Genomic DNA, 21,590 nt, shown 5'->3' on the forward strand with positions numbered 1-21,590 from the left:
GGTGGCCACGCGGACCTTCCGACTCCGTGCGGGGCGGCCGGGCACCTGATCGCCGTCCTCGCGTGCTGCCCGGCGGTCACGCCCGCGGGGGCACCCGCTCTCAAGCCGCCGCCCCCGCCCTGCTCTCGCGCACTCCGCGCAGCGCGTCCGCCCAGGCGATGACCTGGTCCAGCATTGCGTGGACCGAGGCGTCGAGGCCCTCGCCGGGGACGAAGGCACCGGTTGCGAAGGCGGGGATCGTGGGGATGGCCGGCTGGGCTCGGACCGTGGCCACCTGCAGTTCGGCGAGGACCAGCCGCAGCGCCTCGGCGGCCCGCACCCCGGCGGCCCAGCCGCCGTAGCTGACGATGCCGGCGGCCTTGTCGTTCCACTCCCGGTAGACGTAGTCCAGCGCGTTCTTCAGCGCGCCCGGGAAGGAGTGGTTGTACTCCGGGACGAGGAAGACGTAGCCGTCGAGGCCGTCGACCACCCGGGACCAGTCGTGGGTGTGCGGGTGCTGGTACTGGCGGAGGTTCGGGTTGCCGCCCTCGTCGAGGTTGCCGAGGCGGTGGTGGGCGAGATCGACCAGTTCGTAGTCGGCGCCGCCGTGGGCGCGCGCCGTGTCCAGCACCCAGGAGGCGATCTGCTCGCCACGGCGCCCCGGGCGCGTGCTGCCGAGGACGATGCCGATGCGAAGTGCCATGTGGAGCATCCTTCCGAGAGTTGATACGTCAACTCCGCTTCACTCTAGACACGTGGAGTTGACGCGTCAACTCGCTCTCCCTGTACGATTCCGGCCATGGTGGAGACGCGCACGCTGGACCCGGAGGAGTGGGAGTTCTGGGACACCTGGATGCGCGCGCAGCGGCTGCTCGCCCGGGAGCTGGAGCGCGGCCTGCAGCGCGACTGCGGCATCTCGAAGCCGGAGTTCAGTGTGCTGGTGACGCTGTGGCGGGCCCCCGGCCGCGAGATGCGTGTCGGTGAGCTCTCCGAGTCGCTCGACTGGGAGAAGAGCCGCGTCTCCCACCAGCTGACCCGCATGGAGAGCCGCGGCCTGGTGGAGACGACCCAGAGCGGGGCCGGCGGCCGCCGTACCGGGATCGGTCTCACCGCCGAGGGCCGCAGGGCCGCGGAGAGCGCCATCGACGGGCACGCCGGCAACATCCGCCGCCACTTCCTGGACTCGCTCACCCCCGAACAGGCCACGGTCATCCGCACCTGGAGCGAGCAGACGATCGACCGCATCGAGCCGCCTCGCCCCGACGGGGCCGCCGTCGGCAGCGAGCCTTAGGCCCCCGGGTGCTCTCAGGCCGCCGGCGTGCCCTGGTGGCAGCGCATGCGCCGGCCCGTCCGCGTCAGGCTCCGCAGGGGGCCGCGCCACACGCGGCGGCCCCGGTCGTCCCCGAAGTACGTCAGGTGGACGATGCCCGGCGCGAGGACGGTGCCGGACATCCCCGTCACCACGACCGGCGAGTCCGGGGACACCGGACGGCCGCCGGTCACGGTGAGGATCGACCGCGCGTCCCGGCGCAGGTCCGAGGCCCCGGCCTCGGTGAACTCCGGGTCGAACAGCTCCAGGACGAGGTCCGGGCGGGCGCACACCTCGGGACCGAGAAGCCTCGACTCGGCGTCGATCGCCCGCCTACGTTGGATCGCCGCGCGGTCCCGGCGGGTTCTCCGGTGCTCAGGCGAGCTTGAGCAGCAGCTCGGTGAGTTCGGCGGGCATGGTGATCATGCAGTCGTGGCCGGTCGGGAGTTCCCACACCCGCTCTTCCGCGGGCACCGGGCGGCGGACGACGCCCTCCGGTACGGCGGCCACGCAGTGGATGTGGGTCCGCGGGATCGCGCGCACGGCCGGGTCGTCCAGCCGTACCGGCTGCTGGAAGCAGCGCACCGCGTGGTCGGTGAGCATCGTGCGCAGCCACGCCAGGTCCGCCGGGTCGGTGACCCCGAACAGGCCGTACGGCGGCGGGAGTTCGGGCAGCGGCGGGACCCGCCAGCCGTCGCCGGAGGCCAGGGTGCGCTCGATCAGGGCCCGGGTCACGGGCTGGATGTCGGCGGCGGTCTCGCCGTGCTCCGGGACCATCGCGTCGAGGTAGACGAGGTGGCCGATCCGGCTGGGGACCCGGTTGGCGGCGGCCGAGACGACCAGCCCCGCGTAGCTGTGTCCCACGAGGACGACGTCGTCGAGGCCCTCGTCCGTGATCAGCCGGACGATGTCGTCCACGTGGGTGTCCAGGCCGACGTCGGGGCCGAGCAGCCGGGCCTTGTCGCCGTGTCCCGTCAGGGAGGGCGCGTACACCCGGTGCCCGGCCCCGGTCAGCAGCGGGACCACCCGCTCCCAGCACTCCCCGCTGTGCCAGGCACCGTGCACCAGCAGATACGTCGACATGATCGTGCTCCTCGGGTCGTTCGCGGCTGTCGCCGACAACGCTTGCGGCCCGGCTCCGGCCGCGGCAGAGCCCCGGCGATCCTGGGGGTGACAGGACCAGGCACGGGCCCGGCGGCCCGGACTACCGTGGCGGGATGACCGACGCACCGAACCTGCTGGGCGCCTACGTACGGGCCCGCCGCGAGCTCGTCACGCCCGAGCAGGCCGGCCTCCCCGTGCTCGGGACACGGCGGGTGCCGGGCCTGCGCCGGGAGGAGGTCGCGATGCTGGCCGGGATCAGCGCCGACTACTACCTGCGTCTGGAACAGGGCCGCGACCGCAATCCGTCCGTACAGGTCCTGGAGGCCCTCGCCCGCGTGCTGCTGCTCGACGAGGCCGCGACGGCGTATCTGCTCGGCCTGGCCGGCCCGGGCGCCGGAAGGCCCCGGCGGCGCCGCCGCGCCCGCCGGGAGACCGTCCCGCCCGGCATCGCCCAGCTCGTCGCCGCGCTGCCGCTCCCCGCCGTCGTCGAGGGCCGCTACTTCGACGTGCTCGCCGTCAACGCCCTGGCGACCGCGCTGTCACCCCGTCTCACGGTGGGCGCCAACCGGCTGCGGGACACCTTCCTCGACCCCGCCGAGCAGGCCCTGCACCCGGACTGGGAGAACGCCGGGGCGGGCATGGTCGCCGGTTTCCGCCGCTCCGTCGGGACCGACGCGGACGATCCCCGCGTCATCGACCTGATCGGTGAACTCTGCCTCGCCAGCCCGCGGTTCAGCCGCCTCTGGGCCCGGCACGACGTGGCCGCCTGCGAGGGCGCCGCCAAGTGCCTGGACCACCCTCAGGTCGGCCGGCTCCGGCTGCACCGGGAGCGGCTGGGCGTCAGCGGCGCGGCCGGCCAGACGCTCGTCGTCTACCACCCGGACCCGGGCAGCGACAGCGCGGAGAAGCTGGCCCTGCTCGCCTCCGCGGCACACACGGCGTGAGTCCGGCCCGGGCGCCGTATCTCGGCCAACCCCGAAATCCCCCCGTTCTCGCGGGCGTCGGGCCGCCGTATCGGCTCCGGCGGGGGCGAAGGCCTGCCCAGGGGCCCAGAGCCGGGTCCGTGCCGTGACCACCCGTCCGGCAAATGCCCCGGCATGGCCACCCGCCCGCCGTATCGCCCGTGACCAACCCCATACGGTCTGCGTAGTGGCCCGGTAGCGCACCGTCAGTTCTTGCCCCTACGCTGTTCCGTATGTCCCCCGATTCCCGAACCCCTGGTTCCGCGCGGTCTGCTGCCGAGGTCAACGAGCACATCCGGGCGCTGTGGCTGCGTGCGGGCGGAACTCTGTCGGCCCAGGAGCGGGCGGAGTACGAGCTGTTGGTGGTCGAGTGGGCCGAGGCGATCCGCGAGCGGATCATCGAGGCGGCCTGACCCGGCGCCGGGTTCAGCGCCCGCCGGAGACCCGCAGCACCGCGCCCGTCGTGTAGGAGGCCTCGGGCGACAGCAGCCAGGCGATGGCGCCGGCGATCTCCTCCGGCCGGCCGGCCCGGCCCAACGGCGTGGTGGCGCCGACCCGTTCGGCCCGGCCGGGGTCGCCCATCGCCGCGTGGATCTCCGTCTCGATCACGCCGGGCGCCACCGCGTTCACCCGCACCCCGTCCGGGCCGAGTTCCTTGGCGAGGCCCACGGTGAGCGCGTCCACGGCCGCCTTGGTCGCCGCGTAGTGGACGTACTCGCCGGGGCTGCCGAGCGTGGCCGCCGCCGAGGACACGTTCACGATGGCCCCGCTCCCCCGCGCCGCCATCAGCCGCGCCGCCCGCCGCGAACACAGCAGCGTGCCCAGCAGGTTGACCTCCACGACCCGCCGCAGATCCGCGGTCCCCGCATCCACCAGCCGCCCGAACGGGCCGGTCACGGCCGCGTTGTTCACCAGCCCCGTGACGGGCCCGAGCCGCTCCTCCGCCGTGCCGAAGAGCCGCTCCACATCGGCCTCCACGGCCGTGTCCACCGGTACGACGACACCGCGCGCCCCGGCCTTCCGCACCCCCTCCGCGACCGCCTCGGCGGCGTCGGCGTCCCGGCGGTACCCGATCACCAGATCGTGCCCGTCGGCCGCGAGCCGCAGACAGGTCGCGGCGCCGATACCCCGGCTGCCGCCGGTGACGACCGTGACGGGACGTGTCATGCGAACCTCCTGAAAGCGGACCGGACCAAGATCCTACGGGCGTCCGCGAAAACCCGGTTCGCTTCCCCGTCCGACGATCTACGCTGCTGCTCGATGCTCCGAGCCGGGATCGCGGGCTCGCGTTCCGGAGACAAACGGGTGGGGAAACAGTGGTTCGCCGAAGACATGCCGGTAGTGCGATGGCCGTGGTCATGACCTCGTTGGCGTGGGTGCTCGCCGCTTGCGGAACGGGGCAGGATGCCCAGGAGGGCACCTCGGCCAAGCCGTTGAGCAAGGCGGCACTGGAGCAGGCGACGCTCACGGGCACGGATCTCGACGGGTACGAGGTGCTGCGGGACCTGGCGGCCACCTCCGCGTCCCGCAAGACGGCGGAGCCCGCCGAATGCGCCCCCGCCGTGCAGGCGGTGGGCGGCAGCAGCGGTTTCGCCGCCACCGCGCGTACCGCCCGGATCGTCTCCTCGAAGGCGCACGGACCGAGTGCGCATCTGACCCTTTCGTCGCACGGCTCCGGGGACGCGGAGCGGGTGATCGACGCGTTGCGGACGGCCGCCGAGCGGTGCAGGACCTTCAAGGACGTCCTGGTGGACTTCGACTACGACGAGGTCCAGGTCCGGCCCGACCCCGGCTACGGCGACGAGTCCGTGTCCCTGCGGCTGACCCAACTGGCCGCCGGCAGCGCGGACGAGGAGCCGGTGCGGGTGCCGTACGCGGTGGTGGCGGTCCGTCAGGGAGCGACGGTCGCCATGTTCACCACCTTCAACCTGCCGAGCGGGCCGAGGGGCAAGGAGCCCGCCGCCGTGCCGGAGGCGGTCATCAGGGCACAGCTGAAGAAGCTCGGCGAGGTGCCGGCAGCCGAGTGACCGCGGTCTCTTCCCGGCGGCCGAGATCGAACACCTCCCGAAAATCGCCCGTACCCCTTGGCTCGGCCCGCGCCGTGCCCAACACTGTGCCGATGACGCAGCGTGTGGAGCTCGCGACCGTGATGGACCGGCTGGCCGTGGACGAGGTGGTCACCCAGTACGCGGTGGCCGTGGACGACGGTGACTGGGCCGCGTACCGCGGACTGTTCGCCGCGGACGGGCGGGCCGACTACCGGTCCGCCGGCGGGATCGAGGGGGACGCGGAGCAGATCTCCGGGTGGCTCGCCGAGAGCCTCGCGCTGTTCGCGATGCGCCAGCATCTGATCGTCAACCGCCGGACGCGGTTCGGGGTGCTGGAGCACGACACCGGCGACAGCGCCCAGGTCCAGGCCGACTACATCAACCCCATGCGCTTCGCCGGCGGCGACGGCGTCTCCACCGCCCCCGACTTCGTGTGCGGCGGCCGCTACTCCTTCACGCTGCTGCGCACCCGGGACGGCTGGCGGCTGCGCCGGGTGGTCGTCGAGGAGAAGTGGCGGAAGATGACCGAGCGCACGGCCGCCCTGACCGACTGAGCCCGCTCCCATGCCCCCTGTCGGAGATCCCGCCCGGTCCCGCACACTGGAAGGACCCGCGGGCAGGAGGCGACGCATGAGGACCGTCGAGCGCTGGCTCACCTCCCCCTGGCGGCGTTCCTGCGCCGGGGCGCTGGCGGGCACGCTGCCGGTCCTGGCCTTCCCGGCGCCGTCGCTGTGGTGGCTGGCGTATGTCGCGCTGGTTCCCTGGCTGCTGCTGGCCCGCTCGGCGCCTACCGGGCGGCGGGCGGCCTACGACGGCTGGTGCGGCGGGTTCGGGTTCATGGTGGCGGTGCACAGCTGGCTGCTGCCGAGCCTGCACGTCTTCATCTTCCTGATCGCCGGGCTGCTGAGCCTGCTCTGGGCGCCCTGGGGCTGGCTGACGCACCGGCTGCTGGGCGGGGAGCCGTCGCCGGCCCGGGCCGCGGTCGCGGTGCTGGTGCTGCCGTCGGGCTGGCTGATGGTGGAGCTGGTGCGGTCCTGGCAGGGGCTGGGCGGTCCGTGGGGCATGCTCGGCGCGACCCAGTGGCAGGTGACGCCGGCGCTGCGGCTGGCCTCCGTCGGCGGGGTGTGGCTGCTGAGCTTCCTGGTGGTGGCCGTCAACGTGGCCGTCGCGGTGCTCGTCTCCGTGCGCGAGGCGCGGGTACCGGCGGTCGCCTCCCTGGTGGCCACGGCCGCCGCGACCTCCGCCGCCTGGGTGTGGGCGCCGCGCCCGGACGTCGACGGGCACGTCCGGATCGCCGTCGTACAGCCCGGCGTCGTCGACGGCGGCGACAGCGGTGACCGGCGGTTCGACCGCGAGGAGCAGCTGACCAGGCAGCTGGTCGGACAGCGTCCGGACCTGATCGTATGGGGCGAGAGCAGCGTCGGGTACGACCTCGGGGACCGGCCCGATCTCGCGCGGCGGATCGCGGTCCTCTCCCGGGAGACCGGCGCGGACATCCTGGTCAACGTCGACGCCCGGCGCTCCGACCGGCCCGGCATCTACAAGAGCTCCATCCTGGTGGGCCCGGACGGCCCGACCGGCGAGCGGTACGACAAGATGCGGCTGGTCCCGTTCGGCGAGTACATACCCGCCCGCTCGCTGTTCGGCTGGGCCACCTCGGTCGGCAAGGCGGCCGGCGAGGACCGGCGGCGCGGCACCGAGCAGGTGGTGATGAACGTAGGCCACGGACTGCGGGTCGGCCCGCTGGTCTGCTTCGAGACGGCCTTCCCCGACATGAGCCGGCACCTCGCCCAGGACGGCGCCCAGGTGCTGATAGGCCAGTCCTCGACCTCGTCGTTCCAGCACAGCTGGGCCCCCGAGCAGCACGCCTCGCTGGCCGCGCTGCGGGCCGCCGAGACCGGCCGCACGATGGTGCACGCCACCCTGACCGGAGTCTCCGCCGTGTACGGCCCGAGCGGGGAACAGGTGGGCCCCTGGCTCGGCACGGACGCGAGCACGGCACAGCTCTACACGGTGCCGATCGCCCGCGGTGTCACCCCGTTCGTGCGCTACGGCGACTGGCCGGTGGACGGCGCGCTGCTGGTGCTTGCGGTCTACTGCCTGTCCGAGGGGCTGCGGACGGTCAGGCTGCGCCGGGGTGCCGGCGAACCTCTCGTACCACCTGCTCGCACAGCTCATGGGTCGCCAGTGCGTCCCGGGCGCTGAGCACCTTGCCGGCACGGACGGCGTCGAGGAAGGCGAGCACGGCCTGTTCGATGCCGCGCTGCCGGGCGACCGGCACCCAGTCGCCGCGCCGCCGGACCGTCGGCTGCCCCTTGTGGTCGATCACCTCGGAGAGGTTGACGACCTGGCGCTTGGTGTCCTGCCCGGAGACCTCCAGGATCTCCTCCGCCGAGCCGCTCAGCCGGTTCATCACCCCGAGCGCGGTGAAACCGTCCCCGGACAGCTGGAGCACCACGTGGTGCAGCAGACCGTCGGCGACGCGGGCCCGGACGGTGACGTCGTCGACCGGACCGGGGGCGAGGAAGCGCAGGGTGTCGACGACGTGGATGAAGTCGTCGAGGATCATCGTGCGGGGTTCCTCGGGCAGCCCGACGCGGTTCTTCTGCATCAGGATCAGCTCGCGCGGATGGTCGGCGCACTGGACGTAGCCGGGGGCGTGGCGCCGGTTGAAGCCGACGGCCAGCGACACGTTCCGCGCCTCGGCGAGCGTCACGAGCCGCTCGGAGTCGGCCAGCCGGTAAGCGAGCGGCTTGTCGACGTACGTCGGTACGCCGGCCTCCAGCAGCCGCGTGACGATCTCGGGGTGGGCGCCGGTGGGCGCGTGCACGAAGGCGGCGTCGAGGTCCTGGGCGAGCAGGTCGTCGAGGGTCCGGTGCCGGTGGCCGGCGGGCAGGTGGAGGCTGTCGGCGACCCGGTCCAGGGTGGCCGGGGTGCGGGTCTGGAGGTGGAGTTCGAGCCCCGGCCGCGTGCCCAGGACCGGCAGATACGCCTTCTGCGCGATGTCACCGAGTCCGATGCAGCCGACCTTCACTGGCGCTCCCCTAGCGGTTGCCTACGCGTGCCTGTCCCGAAGCATACGGCGCCGAAAATCCGTGGTGGCACCGAGCGGGCTCGGGGAGGATGCGGGGCATGACGACCGAACGCAACGCGCCCGCCATCGACGCCGACGAACGCACCATGCTGGAAGGCTGGTTGGAGTTCCACCGGCAGACCCTCGCGGTGAAGTGCGAGGGTCTGACCGACGCCCAGCTCAGGACCGCCTCCGTGGAGCCGTCCCCGCTGTCCCTGATGGGGCTGGTGCGGCACATGGCCGACGTGGAGCGGTCCTGGTACCGCAGGGTCCTCTCCGACGAGGCGGCGCCGCCGCTCCACTGGAGCGACGAGGACCCGGACGGCGACTTCCACCTCACCGAGGCGGACACCTGGCAGGAGGCGTACGCGCAGTGGCAGGCCGAGATCGAGGCCGCCCGGCGCGCCGCGGCCGGCTTCGGCCTGGACGACCTCTCCAAGGGCCGCCATCACCGCACCGGAGAGCAGTTCAACCTGCGCTGGATCCACACGCACATGATCGAGGAGTACGCCCGGCACAACGGCCACGCGGACCTGATCCGGGAGCGGATCGACGGCGCGACCGGCGACTGACGTCAGCCTCGCACCCACCCGTCCCCCGTACGGGGCACGAGATCACCCGTGCGGGGCACCAAACTCCTGTCGGCGGTGTCAACGCCCGTGCCGAGCCAGCAGAGTTGCGCGGGTGCATCGAACGACCACCATCGCAGCGCTCCTGGTCACCGTGGCCGTCTCGGCCCTCTCCGGCTGTGTGACGGTCCAGCGTCCGGCGGCGCCGGGCCCCCCGCCGGGGACGGCGCCCTCGCTGCCGTCGGTGCCCCGTCCGGACGGCAGCGCCGAACCGAAGGTGGTCCAGGCGCCGGTCAAGGAGGCCCTGGAGATGGTCGGCCCGTCCCGGCCCCCGACGCACCCCTCGGCCGCCCCGCCGCACACTCCCGCACCGCCCCCTCCCCCGGCCCAGCACCGGCAGCCGGCCGCACGCGCCGCCACCCCGCCGCACCCTCAGCCGCACCGCACGCACACTCCGCGTACCGACCTCCCCGACGTCACCGGCTCCGTACCGGAGGCTCCGGACGTCTGCGCCCTCGGCAAGCAGTACGGCGGCTGGCGCGCGGACAGTCCGCAGGCGCGGATCTGCGAGCGGACGTACGGGCACTGAAGCCGCCGGGCCGAGGCCGTCGTTCGCCCGCCGGTTCGCCCACTAGTTCGGGCGCTGCCGTGGCGGGCCCCAGGAGTCGCCGCCCGGTGCGTCGTCCTCGCCGAGCCGCAGCGCCAGTCTGCTGATGGCGGCCCGGACCCCGTCGCCGTAGCCGTCGTCGCCGAGGGCGTCGGACGCGCCGCGGGCCCGGCGCAGGTGGGTGCGGGCGGCCTCGGTGCGGCCGAGCTTGACGTAGTCGGCGGCGAGGTTGAGGTGCAGGGAGGGGTAGAAGCCGCGCAGTCCCGCGGCTCCCTCCGTACCGTCCGCCGACCCGTCCGCCGTCTCGTCCGTGGCCTCGTCCGCCGCCGACAACGCCCTCAGGTCCCAGGCGAGTTCGTCGCCCGGGTCGTCCTGGGTGTCGGCCAGGTAGTGGGCCAGGGTGCAGCGGTGCAGGGGGGCGCCGTGCTCGCCGATCTCCGCCCAGAGGTCGAGGAGGCGGTGGCGGGCCTCCTCGCGGTCCCCGGCGTGGTGCAGCATCACCACCTGGCCGATCCGTGTGAGCACGGCGTCGGGTGCCGTGCGCTCCTGTCGCTCCCCCACGGGGCCCTCCGGGCTGTCGGCCGGTTGTGTGTTGCCGACGTTAAGTGGAGCCGCCTGGTTTTGTGGTCAGGCGGCGCCGTCGGGGCACAGGCCGGTGGACGGCTGCGAGCCCGGTGGGGGCTGGTCGCGCCCACGCGGCGGAGCCGCACATCGACAGAGCCCCGCGCCCCTAGGGGTTGCCCCCAGGTCGGCTTCGAGGCGCCCTCTGTCTTCGCTCAGCCGAGGTTGGGGATGTGCCAGTCGATGGGGTCGTGGCCCTGGGCGGCGACCGCCTCGTTGATCTGGGTGAAGGGGTGGGAGCCGAAGAACTTCTTGGCGGAGAGGGGGGACGGGTGGGCGCCCTGGACGACGACGTGCCGGGTCTCGTCGATGAGGCGGAGCTTCTTCTGGGCGTAGCCGCCCCACAGGACGAAGACCACCGGGTCGGGGCGCTCGGCCACCGCGCGGATGACCGCGTCCGTGAACTTCTCCCAGCCCTTGTTCTTGTGGGAGTTGGCCTCACCGGCGCGGACCGTGAGGACCGCGTTGAGCAGGAGCACGCCCTGCTGGGCCCACGGCATCAGGTAGCCGTTGTCCGGCGTCGCCTCCCAGCCCAGCTCCTCCTTCATCTCCTTGTAGATGTTCCGCAGCGACGGCGGGATCTTCACGCCGGGCTGGACGGAGAAGCACAGGCCGTGGCCCTGGCCCTCGCCGTGGTACGGGTCCTGGCCGAGGACCAGGACCTTGACCCGGTCGTACGGGGTGGCGTCGAGCGCGGCGAAGACCTCCTCGCGGGGCGGGTAGACGGGGCCGTTCGCCCGCTCCTCCTCGACGAACTCGGTCAGCTCCTTGAAGTAGGGCTGCTGCAGCTCGTCACCCAGAACCCCGCGCCAGGACTCGGGCAGCATGGCGATGTCGGTCACGTCAACGTCCTCACGAATTGCGGTCACTTGCGGTTCCTGCCGATGACGAAGAACCTACAGGCGACCACTGACAACGGGTGCCGGACCGCCGGTTCACCAGCTGGTCTTGCGGTGCAGCTGCCACATCATCATGATCGTCGACGGGTCGAGCGCCTGTTCGCCGCCGGAGACGTCGTCGCTGGCCGCGACGTACTGCCGCCCCTGCCAGATCGGGATCAGCCGGGCGTCGTTGACGAGGATCTGCTGGGCTTCCTCGAAGTCCTTGACGACTTCGCCGCGGTCGCTCTCGGTACGCGACCGGGGCAGCAGCTTGCCGGTGATCACCGGCGACGGGTAGGGCGTGCCGAGGGCGTTCTGCTCGCCGACGAACGGGGCGATGAAGTTGTCGGCGTCGGGGAAGTCGGGGAACCAGCCGCGCCCGAACACCGGGTACTCGCCCTTCTGGTAGCCGACGACGTAGGTCTTCCAGGGACGGCTCTTGAGGGTGATGGTGAACAGCCCGGAGTCGTCCAGCTGTTGCTTGAGCAGCTGGAACATCCTGGCGGTCTCGGAGCCGTACCGGTCGGTGGTGTACCAGAAGGTGAGCGGGACCCGCTGGGTGATGCCGGCGTCGGCGAGCATCTTGCGGGCCTTGGAGGTGCTGGGGTCGCCGTAGTCGTCGAAGAAGCCGGTGGTGTGTCCGGTGAGGCCCGCCGGGACCATGGAGTAGAGCGGGTCGACGGTGCCCTTGTACACGCTGTGGGCGATCGCGGAGCGGTCGACGAGCTGGGCGACGGCCTTGCGCACGGCGGGCAGCTTGGCCCACGGGTCCTTGGGGTTGAACACCAGGTAGCTGATGTCGGTGCCGGTGCCGTCGATCAGTTGCAGGTCCGTGTTCCGGTGCGCCTGCAGGGCGACGATGTCGGAGGCGGCGAGGCCGCGGTAGGTGACGTCGATGTCCCCGGACCGCAGGGCCTTGACCATCGTGGCCGAGTCCTGGAAGTAGCGGATGGTCACCGCGCCGTTCTTCCGGTCGGCGAAGCCCTGGTAGTTGTCGTTGCGGACGAGCTCGGCCTTCTTGCCCTCGTCGTAGGACTTGAGCGTGTACGGCCCGGAGCCGTGCACGGAGGAGTCCTTGCGCAGCGAGTGGGCCGGGTAGTCGTCGGGGTCGACGATCGACATGGCCGGGGTGGCGAGCACGAACGGGAAGGTGGCGTCGGCCTTCTTGAGGTGGAAGACCACCTCGCGGTCGCCGAGCGCCTGCACCCGGTCGAGGCTGCCGAGCAGGCCGGCCGGGCCGCTGGGCGCGTTGATGCTCCGGATCCGGTCGATGGAGTACTTGACGGCCGTGGCGTCGAGGGTGTCGCCGTCGGCGAACCTCATGCCGGAGCGCAGTTCGCAGCGGTAGGTCCGGTTGCCGGAGTCCGTGAAGGCGCACTTCGAGGCCGCGTCGGGCTGGGGGGTGGTGGCGCCGTTGGGGTAGGCGAGCAGGGTCTGGTAGATGTTCCGGAACAGCTCCCAGGAGCCGTCCCAAGAACCGGCGGGGTCCAGGGTGCTGGGAGCGCTGGTGGTGCCCACGACGATCGGCCCGCTGTCACTCGTACTGCTGCCGGAGAACACGCCGCAGCCGGCCACCAGGGATATCGACGCGACCGCAGCCGCTCTTCGCAGGCTTCGGTTCCGGTTGAACACGCGCACACTCCTCGATCCGCCGCACCAGGGGTCGGCGGCAGACCATACCGCAGCGTTGCGCGCCTTGAACCACCCCGGAAACACGGGCGTTGATCGAATGTGCTATGACGACGTTGTCATTTGACGGTGCGAATCGGGGACAGCCGTCCGGGCGCCGTTTCGTCTTTCCTGGGACGGAATGTCTGTGACGAAAACGACGCCCGGAGGCGGGTCGGACGGCCTGTGGTGCCGTCAGGCGACGCCGGCGTTGAGGAAGATGCCGCCGTCGACGACGAGCGTCTGGCCGGTGATCCAGTCGGACTGCTCCGAGGTCAGGAAGGCCGCGGCGCCGCCGATGTCGGAGGGCACGCCGAGCCGCTTGAGCGGGTAGCCCGCGGCGGCCTCCGCCTCCCGGCCCTCGTACAGGGCCTCGGCGAACTTGGTCTTGACGACGGCCGGGGCGATCGCGTTGACCCGGACGCCGGGCGCGTACTCGTGCGCCAGCTGCTGGGTCAGGTTGATCATCGCGGCCTTGCTGATGCCGTACGCGCCGATGAACGGCGCGGCGGAGAGCCCGGCGACGGAGGCGATGTTGACGATGGCGCCGCCGTGCTCCTTCTGCCAGGCGTGCCAGGTCTTCTGGGCGAAGCCGAGCGCCGAGATCACGTTGGTCTCGAACACCTTGCGGGCCACGTCCAGGTCGACGTCGGCGATCGGGCCGAACACCGGGTTGGTGCCGGCGTTGTTGACCAGGTAGTCGACGCGGCCGAAGGCCTCCATAGTGCGTTCGACGACCTCGGCCTGGTGGGCGAGGTCGTGCGCCTTGCCCGCGATGCCGATGACCCGCTCGGAACCGAGGCTCTCGACAGCCTCCTTGAGGGCGTCCTCGTTGCGGCCGGTGATGGCGACCCGGTCGCCGCGGGCGATCAGCGCCTCGGCGACGCCGTAGCCGATGCCACGGCTGGCGCCGGTGACAACGGCTACCTTGCCGGACAGCTCGGGCAGTTCAGTCATGTCTGTGATCCTCGATAGTCCCGATGGGTCTCTGCTGTCCGCTAGTCGAGCGGCCCGCCGGCCACGTACAGGACCTGGCCGGAGACGAAGCCGGCCGCCTCGTTCGTGAAGAAGGCGATGGCGTTGGCGATGTCCTCGGGCTCGCCGACGCGCTGCACGGGGATCTGGGTGGCGGCGGCGGCCTTGAACTCCTCGAAGCCCATCTTGACGCGCTCGGCGGTGGCCTTGGTCATCTCGGTGGCGATGAAGCCGGGGGCGACGGCGTTGGCGGTGATGCCGAACTTGCCGAGTTCGATGGCGAGGGTCTTGGTGAAGCCCTGCAGACCGGCCTTGGCGGCGGAGTAGTTGGCCTGGCCGCGGTTGCCGAGCGCCGAGGAGGAGGACAGGTTGACCACGCGTCCCCAGCCGGCCTCGACCATGTGCTGCTGGACGGCCTTGGTCATCAGGAACGAGCCGCGCAGGTGCACGTTCAGGACCGTGTCCCAGTCCGACGCGGACATCTTGAACAGCAGGTTGTCGCGGAGCACACCGGCGTTGTTCACGAGGATCGTCGGGGCCCCGAGCTCCTCGACGACCCGTGCGATAGCGGCCGCGACCTGGGCCTCGTCGGAGACGTCGGCGCCGACCGCGATCGCCTTGCCGCCGGCCGCGGTGATCTTCTCGACGGTGTCCTTGCAGGCGGCCTCGTCGAGGTCGACGACGGCGACCGCGCGGCCCTCGGCGGCCAGGCGTACGGCGGTGGCGGCGCCGATACCGCGCGCCGCACCGGTGACGACGGCTACCCGCTGCTCAGTGGTGGACATTCCTGTGTCTCCTCGCCCTTGAGAGAACTGATCGAGAGAGCCCGCTCGCGGAGCCCCTCCGCGGTGAGCGACCGCTTAGTACCTTCAGTAGACGTGACGCTAGAAGCCCTGGCACGCGGTGTCAACGTCACACCGCGCGGGTGTGATCCATTACCTCACCAGGAGGTCCAGCAACCGTGCCGTCTCGGCGGCCGGATCGCGGGTCAGCCCGGTGTGCACCGGCCCGGGCTGTACGACGGCCGAGCGGGGTGCGACGAGCCAGCGGAAGCGCCTGCCCGGGTCGTCGCCCGCCGCGGGTCCCGCCGCCGCCCCGCCCGCGCAGACGCCCTCGACCGCCCCGAGCGCGGCCCGCACCCCGGCGACGTCCGCGTCCGGGTCCAGGGCCAGCAGCCGGGCCTCGTCCAGATGGGTGCGCGCGCCGACGTAGGCCTTGGCCCGGCAGTACACGATCACGCCGGCGTTGATGCACTCGCCGCGCTCCACGCGGGGTACGACCCGCAGCAGGGCGTACTCGAAGACGTCCCGGTCACCGCCCTGGCCGGCCCGGGTGATGTGGCGCTCGGTCACATGCCCGGCCATGTGGATATGGGTCTCGCTCATGGGGTCCCCTCGATGCCGGTGATGCGCTCGTGGATGCCGGCGGCGCGCGCCAGCAGCGGCCGGGCGTAGGCGCGCCGGAGATCGTCGGGCGTGTCGAAGCCGGGCTCGCCGGCCAGCCAGACGTCCGGGATCTCGGCGGTGACCTCGGCGAGCAGCTCCTCGGTGACCCGGGGCGCCAACTCGGCGGCGGCCGCCCGGACATCGGGGGCGAACCGGGCGAGGGCGTGGTCCGAGGCGTCGTACGGCCGGGCGGCGGAGGTCTGTGCCGACGGCCAGTTGTGCTGCCAGATCATGGTGGCGCCGTGGTCGATGAGCCACAGCTCGCCGCGGTGCACCAGCAGGTTGGGGTTGCGCCAGGAGCGGTCGACGTTGTTGATCAGCGCGTCGAACCAGACGATCCGGCCGGCCTCCTCGGGGCCCGCGGAGAACGCGAGCGGGTCGAAGCCGAGGGCGCCGGAGAGGAAGTCCATGCCGAGGTTGGTGCCGCCGCTGCCCCGCAGCAGGTCCTGCACCTGCTGCTCGGGTTCGCCGAGCCCCAGCACCGGGTCCAGTTCGACGGTGACCAGCCGGGGCATCCGGAACCCGAGCCGGCGGGCGAGTTCCCCGCAGACCACCTCGGCGACCAGCGTCTTGCGCCCCTGCCCGGCACCGGTGAACTTCAGGACGTACATCCCGAGGTCGTCGGCCTCGACGAGCCCCGGCAGCGAACCGCCCTCCCGCAGGGGTGTGATGTAGCGGGTCGCGGTGACCGCTTTCAGCATGTTCCCAGGCCACCCGTCTTGTTCACCGTGCGCTCCACGACCGGTCCGGAGGTGGGCGAGAAGCATAGTAACGAAGGGTGACCGGCGGCGCGGAGCGCCGCGGAGGCGGGCGACCTGGGTGAGGAGGTGGCGCCGAGGACGAGGCCGACGACGGCCGGGCGTCAGGCGGGCTGGCTCCGACGGTCACCCGGCGTCTCATCGGCAACTTCTCCCGGCGGGGCGAGACGGCACGTCCCGCCCCGCGGCTGGTCGGCCTGACCAAGCGGGAACAGGAAGTCCTCGTGCTGATCGCCAACGGCCTGTCCAACGCGGAGATCTCCGAGCGTCTCGTCATCAGCATGCCCACGGTGAAGACGCACGTCGGCAGCCTGCCGGCCAAGCTGCACGCCCGGGACCGCGCGCAGCTGGTCATCATCGCGTACGAGAGCGGCCTGGCCGAGCGGGGCATGCCGACCTGACCGCGGTGGCGCGAACCGGTCCCCGGCGGGTGACGCCGACAGTGAACCGACAGCGCTGATTCATCGGAGCCTCATGTCGGGGTGATGACTATCTGGATGCCGTCTGAACAGGTGGTGCCCGAAGGCCGTACCCCTGGACGGATCAACGAGTAGCTCCGCGGAAGGGAACCCCTCATGACCAGCGCATCGCTCAACCCCTCAACCGGCCCGGCCCGCCGCACCGTCATGGCGGCGGCCGGAGCGGCGGGGCTCGCCGCCGCGCTGACCGCCTGCGGGTCGTCGGACGACGACTCGTCGAGCACCACGAACGGCGCGGCGACCACCGGCGCCGGCTCCACCACCCAGGACAGCAACGGCTCGGGCGGCTCGACCGCCGCGGCCGGCGGTACCGCGCTCGCCAAGACCACGGACATCCCCGAGGGCGGCGGCACGATCTACAAGGACCAGGCCGTGGTGGTCACCCAGCCGACGGCTGGCACCTACAAGGCGTTCGCGACGAAGTGCCCGCACGCCGGCTGCCCGGTGACCAGCGTGGCCAACGGCGCGATCGTCTGCCCGTGTCACGGCAGCCAGTTCTCCATCGAGGACGGCAGCGTGAAGAAGGGCCCCGCCACCACGGGTCTGACGGCCGCGAACATCACCGTCTCCGGCGACCAGATCACGCTGGCCTGACACTCAGGTCCGCCGGCGCGGGCGCTTGAGGCAGCCGAGCACCTCGTCCGTGGTCGCGACCGTGGCGACCAACGCGAGGGTGTTGCGGACCATCGCGGGGGTGTACTCGGAGGGCACTCCCGCGATGGCGTCGGCCGGGACGACGGCCGTGTAGCCCCGGTTCACCGCGTCGAACACGGCATTGGGGATCGCCACGTTCGCCGAGACACCGGTCACGACCAGGGTGCGGCAGCCGAGGTTGCGCAGCAGCGGGTCGACGTCGGTGCCCTGGAGGGGCGACAGGCCGTGCAGCCGTCGTACGACGAGGTCCTCCTCCGCGACCTCGATGGGGGGCGCCACCCGCACCGCCGCGGTGCCGGACAGCTGCTGGACGGGCAGCCGTTCGGCGGCGCGGAAGAGCCGGGCGTTGTGGTTCGCGCCGCGGCCGTCGGGACGGCGTTCGGCGATCGCGTGGATCACCTGGACACCGGTGTCGTGCGCGGCGGCGACAAGCCGGGCGATGTTGTTGAGAGCGCCCGACGCCCGCGCCTCGTGGGCGAGTTCGGGCAGTGCGCTGTCCGGGCCCAGCACACCCTGCTGGCACTCGACGGTGAGCAGGACGGTGCTCGCGGGATCGACGAGCTCCGCGAGCCGTTCGTACGACGACGGCATGACGCCCCCTTCCGCCTTGGTGCGGGGCGGGCGACACTAACCGCCATCGCGCGGGAACGGAAGAAGAGAAGAAGAGGGGGGCCGCATGACCGTCACTCAGCGCCGGGGCCGGAAGATCATGATGACGCCCGGTGAGCTGGACGAGTTCCTGACCACACAGCGCACCTGCCGGGTCGCGACCGTATCGGCGTCCGGCGCGCCGCACGTCAGCGCCCTGTGGTTCGCCTGGGACGGCACATCGCTGTGGCTGTACTCGGTGGTGCGCAGCCAGCGCTGGAAGGACCTCACTCGTGATCCGCGGGTGGCGGTCGTGGTCGACTCCGGTGAGGAGTACGACAGTCTGCGCGGGGTCGAGCTGCGCGGGTCCGTCGAGTTCGTGGGCGAGGTCCCGCGCACCGGCGAACTGGTCGCCGAACTCGACTACGTGGAGACGCTGTTCGCCCGCAAGAACTTCGGCCTGGACGAGATGCCGCACGACGGCCGGCACGCCTGGGCGCGGCTGACCCCGACGAAGACCGCGTCCTGGGACTTCCGCAAGCTGGGCGGGGCGTAGACAGGTTCAGGCGATCGTCCCGGCCGCGCCGCGCAGGGCCTGCACCGCCGCCCGGATCGAGGGGCGGCGGTCGGCGTCGGCCCGCCAGACGACGTACACATGGCGGCGCACCCGCTGCTTCAGGGGCACCATGACCACGCCCTCGGGCACCGGGTGGCGGCCCAGCAGCGGGGCGATGCAGACCCCGAGACCGGTGGCGACCAGGTTGAGCTGGGTGTGCGTCTCGGCCGCGCGGTGTCCGACGATCGGCTCAATCCCGCGCGAGCGCAGGGTGAACATCAGCCATTCGTGGCAGAACTCGCCCTCGCCCCAGGTGATCCACTCGTCGTCGGCGAACTCGCCCAGGTCCACCTCGTCCCGGTCGGCGAGCCGGTGCCCGGCCGGCAGCGCCACGTCGGCGGGGTCGTCGAGCAGGGGCGCCTTGACCAGCCCGTCGGGCAGCGGCATCGGCTTGTTGTACCAGTCGAGGACGACGGCGAGATCGAGGTCGCCGCGGACGACTCCGGCGATGCCCCGCTCCGGTTCCAGCTCGGTGGAGCGGACGCGCAGCGCCGGGTGCCGGCCCCGCAGATCGGCCAGCGCGGTCGGGAACAGGCCGCGGGCGGCCGTCGGGAACGCGGAGAGTCTGAGTTCGCCGACGACCTGGCCCCGGTGCGCCTCCAGGTCGGACTGGGCCAGCTCCACCTGGGAGAGGATCCGGGCCGCGTGCTCGGCGAGCAGCCGTCCCGCGTCGGTGAGCCGCACCCCGCGGCCGTTCTTGGCGAGGAGCTGCTGGTCCACCTCGCGTTCCAGCTTGCCCATCTGCTGGGAGACCGCCGACGTCGTGACATGCAGGGCCTCGGCGGCCCCGCTGACCGAGCCGTGCCGGGCGAGGGCGTCGAGGGTGCGCAGGCGCTCCAGGTTCAACATGTAAGTGATTCTAAGAGGTACCGGGTGGAAAATCTCGATTGTGCTACGCCGTCGGCTCCCGCAGGGTGGAGGGCATGAGCACCGTCACCACGGCCACCACCACGGGCACCACCGCCGCCGCCACCGGTCGGTCGGCCCCCGGCACCGACCGCTCCCGCCCGCGCCTGGACTGGCGGCTCCGCTTCGGCGCCCTGTCGCTGATCTGGGGCTTCAGCTTCCTGTTGATCAAGGTCGGGACCCAGGGGTACGCGCCGTTCCAGGTCACCCTGGGCAGGCTGGTGTTCGGTACGGCGGTACTGGCGGCGGCGATGGCGGTGAAGCGGGAGCGGCTGCCGCGCGGGGCCCGCGTCTGGGGCCGGCTGGCGGTCGCCGCGTTCCTGCTCAACGCGCTGCCGTTCTCCCTCTTCGCCTACGCGGAGCTGACCATCCCGTCCACACTGGCCGGGATCTGCAACGCGACCTCGCCGCTGTGGGGAATGGCGCTGTCCCTGGTCGCCCTGTCGGAGGACCGGCCGACCCGGGTCCGCTTCGCCGGGCTCGGCCTGGGCTTCCTCGGGGTGCTGACGGTGCTGGGCGCCTGGGAGGGGTTCCACGGCCTCGATGCCACCGGGACGGTGCTGGCACTGCTGGCGTCGCTCAGCTATCCGATCGGCTGGATCTACGTCCGGCGGACGCTGGCGGGCACGGGCGAGTCGCATCTCTCCATGACCGGGGCGCAGTTGCTGCTGGCGACAGTGCAACTGGCCGTCGTCACACCGCTGTTCACTTCGTTCCCCGGGCAGGTGTCCTGGGTCCCGCTGCTGGCGGTCGCCGCACTGGGCGCCCTGGGCACGGGACTCGCGGTGCTGATCCAGTACGGCCTGGTGGCGGAGGTGGGGCCGACCACCGCGCAGATGGTCACTTACTTCATTCCGGTCATCGCCACGGCGGCGGGGGTCGCGGTGCTCGGCGAGTCGCTGCGGTGGAGCACCCCGGTGGGCGCGGTCGTGGTGCTGGCCGGTGCCGCGCTCACCCAGGTGCGGCCCCGGAAGGCCGGCCCCGCCTAGGCCTGGACCCGCCCGCGCGCCGGGACCACCGCCGCCGCCACCGCGGCCGCCAGCGGACCGGCCTCCTCGGGGGTGAGCGTCGAGACCGTGACGCGGATGCCCGGCGGGGTCGCCAGCCGGTAGCGCGCGCCGGGGGCCACCGCCCAGCCCTCGTGCAGCAGACGGGACACCACACTCGTCTCGTCCGGGACCGGCACCCAGACGTTCATGCCGCTGCGGCCGTGGGCCTCGACACCGTGGTCCGCCAGCGCGTCGATCAGGAGGTCGCGGCGACTCCGGTAGGCCGCCGCCACCGCCGGCCCGTCCACGGCGCCGTCCGTCCATAGCCGCACCACGGTGCGCTGCAACAGACGGCTCACCCAGCCCGGCCCCAGGCGCTGCCGGCCGCTGACCCGGTCGACCGTGGTCGCGTCACCCGTCAGGGCGGCCAGTCGCAGGTCGGGGCCGTAGGCCTTGGCGACCGAGCGGACGAAGGCCCAGTGGTGGGTGCCGCCCACCAGGGGGTGCAGGGGGAGGTCGACGATGCCGTGGCCGTGGTCGTCCTCGATCAGCACGGTGTGCGGGTGCTCGCGCAGGACGGCACGGAGGGCACGCGCGCGTGCGGCGCTCACCGCGGCGCCGGTGGGGTTGTGCGCCCGGGCCGTGACAATGAGGGCGCGCGCCCCGGACTCCAGCGCCCGGCGCAGGCCGTCGGGGCGCGGTCCCTCGTCGTCGACGGCCACCGGGACGGTGCGCAGCCCCAGCGCCGGGACGAGATCGAGGGTGCGGCCCCAGCCGGGGTCCTCGACGGCCACCGGGTCGCCTGGCTTGAGGTGCGCCAGCAGCACGCGTTCGACGGCGTCCAGGGAGCCGGAGGTGACGGTGAACGGCCCCTCGGGCACGCCGTCGGCGGTGAACTCGGCACGCGAGATGCGCTCCAGCTCCGGCTCGACGGGGTCGGCGCCGTAGAGGACCGGCGCCCGGTCGCCCTCGGCCGCCACGGCCGCGAGGGCCGGTGCGAGGGACGGGAGCAGCGCGGGATCGGGGTTGCCCGAGGACAGGTCGCGCACCCCGGCGGGGACGTCGATCCGGCTCTGGTCCCGCCCGGTGGTGGCCGGTTTGGGCCGGATACGACTGCCCCGGCGGCCGGCGGTCTCGATCACCCCGCGCTCGCGCAGGGTGCGGTAGGCGGCCGCGACCGTATTGGGATTCACCCCGAGCCGGGTCGCCAACTCCCGCATGGGCGGAAGCAGTTGCCCCGGCTCCAGCTCCCCGGAACCCACCGCGCGCTCGACGCTGGCCGCAATCTCTGCTGCGCCACGCCCTTCGATCGGATATTCTCCTAGCACAAAGCAGATTATGCACTAGTGCAATGGAGAT

General features: G+C 72.4%; 26 protein-coding genes and 1 pseudogene. 12 read left to right on the plus strand and 15 right to left on the minus strand.

All coding sequences use genetic code 11. The features are described 5' to 3' along the window. Positions 1-100: 100 nt before the first annotated feature. Complete coding sequence (locus tag ACIPSJ_RS44235; RefSeq protein WP_359216824.1) at positions 101-682, minus strand: NAD(P)H-dependent oxidoreductase; 582 nt, start codon at positions 680-682, stop codon at positions 101-103. A 96-nt stretch (positions 683-778) separates the two neighbouring features. Between ACIPSJ_RS44235 and ACIPSJ_RS44240 the strand changes: the two genes are divergently transcribed. Next, complete coding sequence (locus ACIPSJ_RS44240) at positions 779-1,270, plus strand: MarR family winged helix-turn-helix transcriptional regulator (RefSeq protein ID WP_401354724.1); 492 nt, start codon at positions 779-781, stop codon at positions 1,268-1,270. A gap of 14 nt (positions 1,271-1,284) precedes the next feature. On the opposite strand, the gene ACIPSJ_RS44245 is transcribed toward ACIPSJ_RS44240, so the two are convergent. After that, on the minus strand, positions 1,285-1,581 hold the full coding sequence (locus tag ACIPSJ_RS44245) for a DUF4440 domain-containing protein (protein WP_401354727.1): 297 nt from the start codon (positions 1,579-1,581) through the stop codon (positions 1,285-1,287). Positions 1,582-1,663: 82 nt separating this feature from the next. Continuing rightward, a complete protein-coding gene (locus tag ACIPSJ_RS44250) occupies positions 1,664-2,371 on the minus strand; it encodes an alpha/beta fold hydrolase (RefSeq protein ID WP_401354729.1) in 708 nt (235 codons plus the stop codon). Between the two features lie 134 nt (positions 2,372-2,505). Between ACIPSJ_RS44250 and ACIPSJ_RS44255 the strand changes: the two genes are divergently transcribed. Beyond that, positions 2,506-3,336, plus strand: a complete 831-nt coding sequence (locus tag ACIPSJ_RS44255) for a helix-turn-helix domain-containing protein (RefSeq protein WP_401354731.1) — start codon at positions 2,506-2,508, stop codon at positions 3,334-3,336. Between the two features lie 251 nt (positions 3,337-3,587). Then, entirely contained in the window at positions 3,588-3,767 is a 180-nt protein-coding gene (locus ACIPSJ_RS44260) for a hypothetical protein (RefSeq protein WP_355714438.1), read from the plus strand. A 13-nt stretch (positions 3,768-3,780) separates the two neighbouring features. On the opposite strand, the gene ACIPSJ_RS44265 is transcribed toward ACIPSJ_RS44260, so the two are convergent. Continuing rightward, positions 3,781-4,521: an SDR family oxidoreductase gene (locus tag ACIPSJ_RS44265; protein WP_401354734.1), complete on the minus strand. Its 741-nt coding sequence runs from the start codon at positions 4,519-4,521 to the stop codon at positions 3,781-3,783. A gap of 191 nt (positions 4,522-4,712) precedes the next feature. On the opposite strand from ACIPSJ_RS44265, the gene ACIPSJ_RS44270 reads away from it, so the two are divergent. The 3 genes from ACIPSJ_RS44270 (at position 4,713) to lnt (ending at position 7,607) form a co-directional block, all read left to right on the plus strand. Beyond that, a complete protein-coding gene (locus tag ACIPSJ_RS44270; RefSeq protein WP_401354736.1) occupies positions 4,713-5,381 on the plus strand; it encodes a hypothetical protein in 669 nt (222 codons plus the stop codon). A 92-nt stretch (positions 5,382-5,473) separates the two neighbouring features. Next, positions 5,474-5,956 carry a nuclear transport factor 2 family protein gene (locus tag ACIPSJ_RS44275; RefSeq protein WP_359216803.1) on the plus strand — a complete coding sequence of 161 codons (483 nt, stop codon included), beginning with the start codon at positions 5,474-5,476 and terminating at the stop codon, positions 5,954-5,956. A 76-nt stretch (positions 5,957-6,032) separates the two neighbouring features. After that, positions 6,033-7,607 (plus strand): apolipoprotein N-acyltransferase, encoded by a 1,575-nt coding sequence (gene lnt, locus ACIPSJ_RS44280; RefSeq protein WP_401354739.1) that lies wholly within the window; start codon positions 6,033-6,035, stop codon positions 7,605-7,607. On the opposite strand, the gene ACIPSJ_RS44285 is transcribed toward lnt, so the two are convergent. Beyond that, positions 7,525-8,436 (minus strand): Gfo/Idh/MocA family oxidoreductase, encoded by a 912-nt coding sequence (locus ACIPSJ_RS44285; RefSeq protein WP_359216797.1) that lies wholly within the window; start codon positions 8,434-8,436, stop codon positions 7,525-7,527. The two genes, lnt and ACIPSJ_RS44285, sit on opposite strands and share 83 nt — an antisense overlap. A 98-nt stretch (positions 8,437-8,534) precedes the next feature. Here ACIPSJ_RS44285 and ACIPSJ_RS44290 point away from each other — a divergent pair, with 98 nt between their 5' ends. Both ACIPSJ_RS44290 and ACIPSJ_RS44295 read left to right on the plus strand, forming a co-directional pair. Next, a complete protein-coding gene (locus ACIPSJ_RS44290; RefSeq protein WP_359216794.1) occupies positions 8,535-9,047 on the plus strand; it encodes a DinB family protein in 513 nt (170 codons plus the stop codon). Between the two features lie 112 nt (positions 9,048-9,159). After that, entirely contained in the window at positions 9,160-9,633 is a 474-nt protein-coding gene (locus ACIPSJ_RS44295; RefSeq protein WP_401354743.1) for a hypothetical protein, read from the plus strand. 42 nt (positions 9,634-9,675) lie between these two features. Here ACIPSJ_RS44295 and ACIPSJ_RS44300 read toward each other — a convergent pair whose 3' ends face one another. The 7 genes from ACIPSJ_RS44300 to ACIPSJ_RS44330 all read right to left on the minus strand — a co-directional run bounded on the left by ACIPSJ_RS44300 (position 9,676) and on the right by ACIPSJ_RS44330 (position 15,942). Beyond that, the gene (locus ACIPSJ_RS44300) at positions 9,676-10,212 is read right to left on the minus strand and encodes a hypothetical protein (protein WP_359216789.1); all 537 of its coding nucleotides are present in this window, start codon (positions 10,210-10,212) and stop codon (positions 9,676-9,678) included. Positions 10,213-10,427: 215 nt separating this feature from the next. Beyond that, on the minus strand, positions 10,428-11,114 hold the full coding sequence (gene ung / locus ACIPSJ_RS44305; RefSeq protein WP_393544223.1) for a uracil-DNA glycosylase: 687 nt from the start codon (positions 11,112-11,114) through the stop codon (positions 10,428-10,430). Between the two features lie 93 nt (positions 11,115-11,207). Further along, positions 11,208-12,785, minus strand: a complete 1,578-nt coding sequence (locus ACIPSJ_RS44310) for an ABC transporter substrate-binding protein (RefSeq protein ID WP_401354747.1) — start codon at positions 12,783-12,785, stop codon at positions 11,208-11,210. A gap of 231 nt (positions 12,786-13,016) precedes the next feature. Next, positions 13,017-13,778 (minus strand): SDR family oxidoreductase, encoded by a 762-nt coding sequence (locus tag ACIPSJ_RS44315; RefSeq protein WP_359216780.1) that lies wholly within the window; start codon positions 13,776-13,778, stop codon positions 13,017-13,019. 41 nt (positions 13,779-13,819) lie between these two features. Next, the gene (gene fabG, locus ACIPSJ_RS44320) at positions 13,820-14,581 is read right to left on the minus strand and encodes a 3-oxoacyl-ACP reductase FabG (protein WP_359216777.1); all 762 of its coding nucleotides are present in this window, start codon (positions 14,579-14,581) and stop codon (positions 13,820-13,822) included. Positions 14,582-14,731: 150 nt separating this feature from the next. Next, positions 14,732-15,181 (minus strand): DUF3037 domain-containing protein, encoded by a 450-nt coding sequence (locus tag ACIPSJ_RS44325; RefSeq protein WP_355714476.1) that lies wholly within the window; start codon positions 15,179-15,181, stop codon positions 14,732-14,734. Beyond that, positions 15,178-15,942: a HipA family kinase gene (locus tag ACIPSJ_RS44330; RefSeq protein ID WP_359216772.1), complete on the minus strand. Its 765-nt coding sequence runs from the start codon at positions 15,940-15,942 to the stop codon at positions 15,178-15,180. The genes ACIPSJ_RS44325 and ACIPSJ_RS44330 overlap by 4 nt, the downstream gene beginning before the upstream one ends. A 170-nt stretch (positions 15,943-16,112) precedes the next feature. Between ACIPSJ_RS44330 and ACIPSJ_RS44335 the strand changes: the two are divergent. Both ACIPSJ_RS44335 and ACIPSJ_RS44340 read left to right on the plus strand, forming a co-directional pair. Beyond that, positions 16,113-16,400, plus strand: a pseudogene (locus tag ACIPSJ_RS44335) (response regulator transcription factor); the annotation flags it as partial. A gap of 174 nt (positions 16,401-16,574) precedes the next feature. Continuing rightward, a complete protein-coding gene (locus tag ACIPSJ_RS44340; RefSeq protein WP_359216769.1) occupies positions 16,575-17,072 on the plus strand; it encodes a Rieske (2Fe-2S) protein in 498 nt (165 codons plus the stop codon). Positions 17,073-17,075: 3 nt separating this feature from the next. Here the strand turns inward: ACIPSJ_RS44340 and ACIPSJ_RS44345 are convergent, their stop codons facing one another. Next, entirely contained in the window at positions 17,076-17,723 is a 648-nt protein-coding gene (locus tag ACIPSJ_RS44345) for a cysteine hydrolase (RefSeq protein WP_401354750.1), read from the minus strand. An 85-nt stretch (positions 17,724-17,808) separates the two neighbouring features. Here ACIPSJ_RS44345 and ACIPSJ_RS44350 point away from each other — a divergent pair, with 85 nt between their 5' ends. After that, positions 17,809-18,276 (plus strand): pyridoxamine 5'-phosphate oxidase family protein, encoded by a 468-nt coding sequence (locus ACIPSJ_RS44350; RefSeq protein ID WP_355714488.1) that lies wholly within the window; start codon positions 17,809-17,811, stop codon positions 18,274-18,276. Positions 18,277-18,282: 6 nt separating this feature from the next. Here the strand turns inward: ACIPSJ_RS44350 and ACIPSJ_RS44355 are convergent, their stop codons facing one another. Beyond that, complete coding sequence (locus ACIPSJ_RS44355; RefSeq protein ID WP_359216761.1) at positions 18,283-19,185, minus strand: LysR family transcriptional regulator; 903 nt, start codon at positions 19,183-19,185, stop codon at positions 18,283-18,285. Positions 19,186-19,259: 74 nt separating this feature from the next. Between ACIPSJ_RS44355 and ACIPSJ_RS44360 the strand changes: the two genes are divergently transcribed. Further along, on the plus strand, positions 19,260-20,231 hold the full coding sequence (locus ACIPSJ_RS44360) for a DMT family transporter (RefSeq protein WP_401354753.1): 972 nt from the start codon (positions 19,260-19,262) through the stop codon (positions 20,229-20,231). Here the strand turns inward: ACIPSJ_RS44360 and ACIPSJ_RS44365 are convergent. Beyond that, the gene (locus tag ACIPSJ_RS44365; protein WP_401354756.1) at positions 20,228-21,559 is read right to left on the minus strand and encodes an aminotransferase class I/II-fold pyridoxal phosphate-dependent enzyme; all 1,332 of its coding nucleotides are present in this window, start codon (positions 21,557-21,559) and stop codon (positions 20,228-20,230) included. The genes ACIPSJ_RS44360 and ACIPSJ_RS44365 overlap by 4 nt on opposite strands. Between the last annotated feature and the right edge of the window lie 31 nt (positions 21,560-21,590).

Source organism: Streptomyces sp. NPDC090088, assembly GCF_044747345.1.
Taxonomy (GTDB): Bacteria; Actinomycetota; Actinomycetes; order Streptomycetales; family Streptomycetaceae; genus Streptomyces.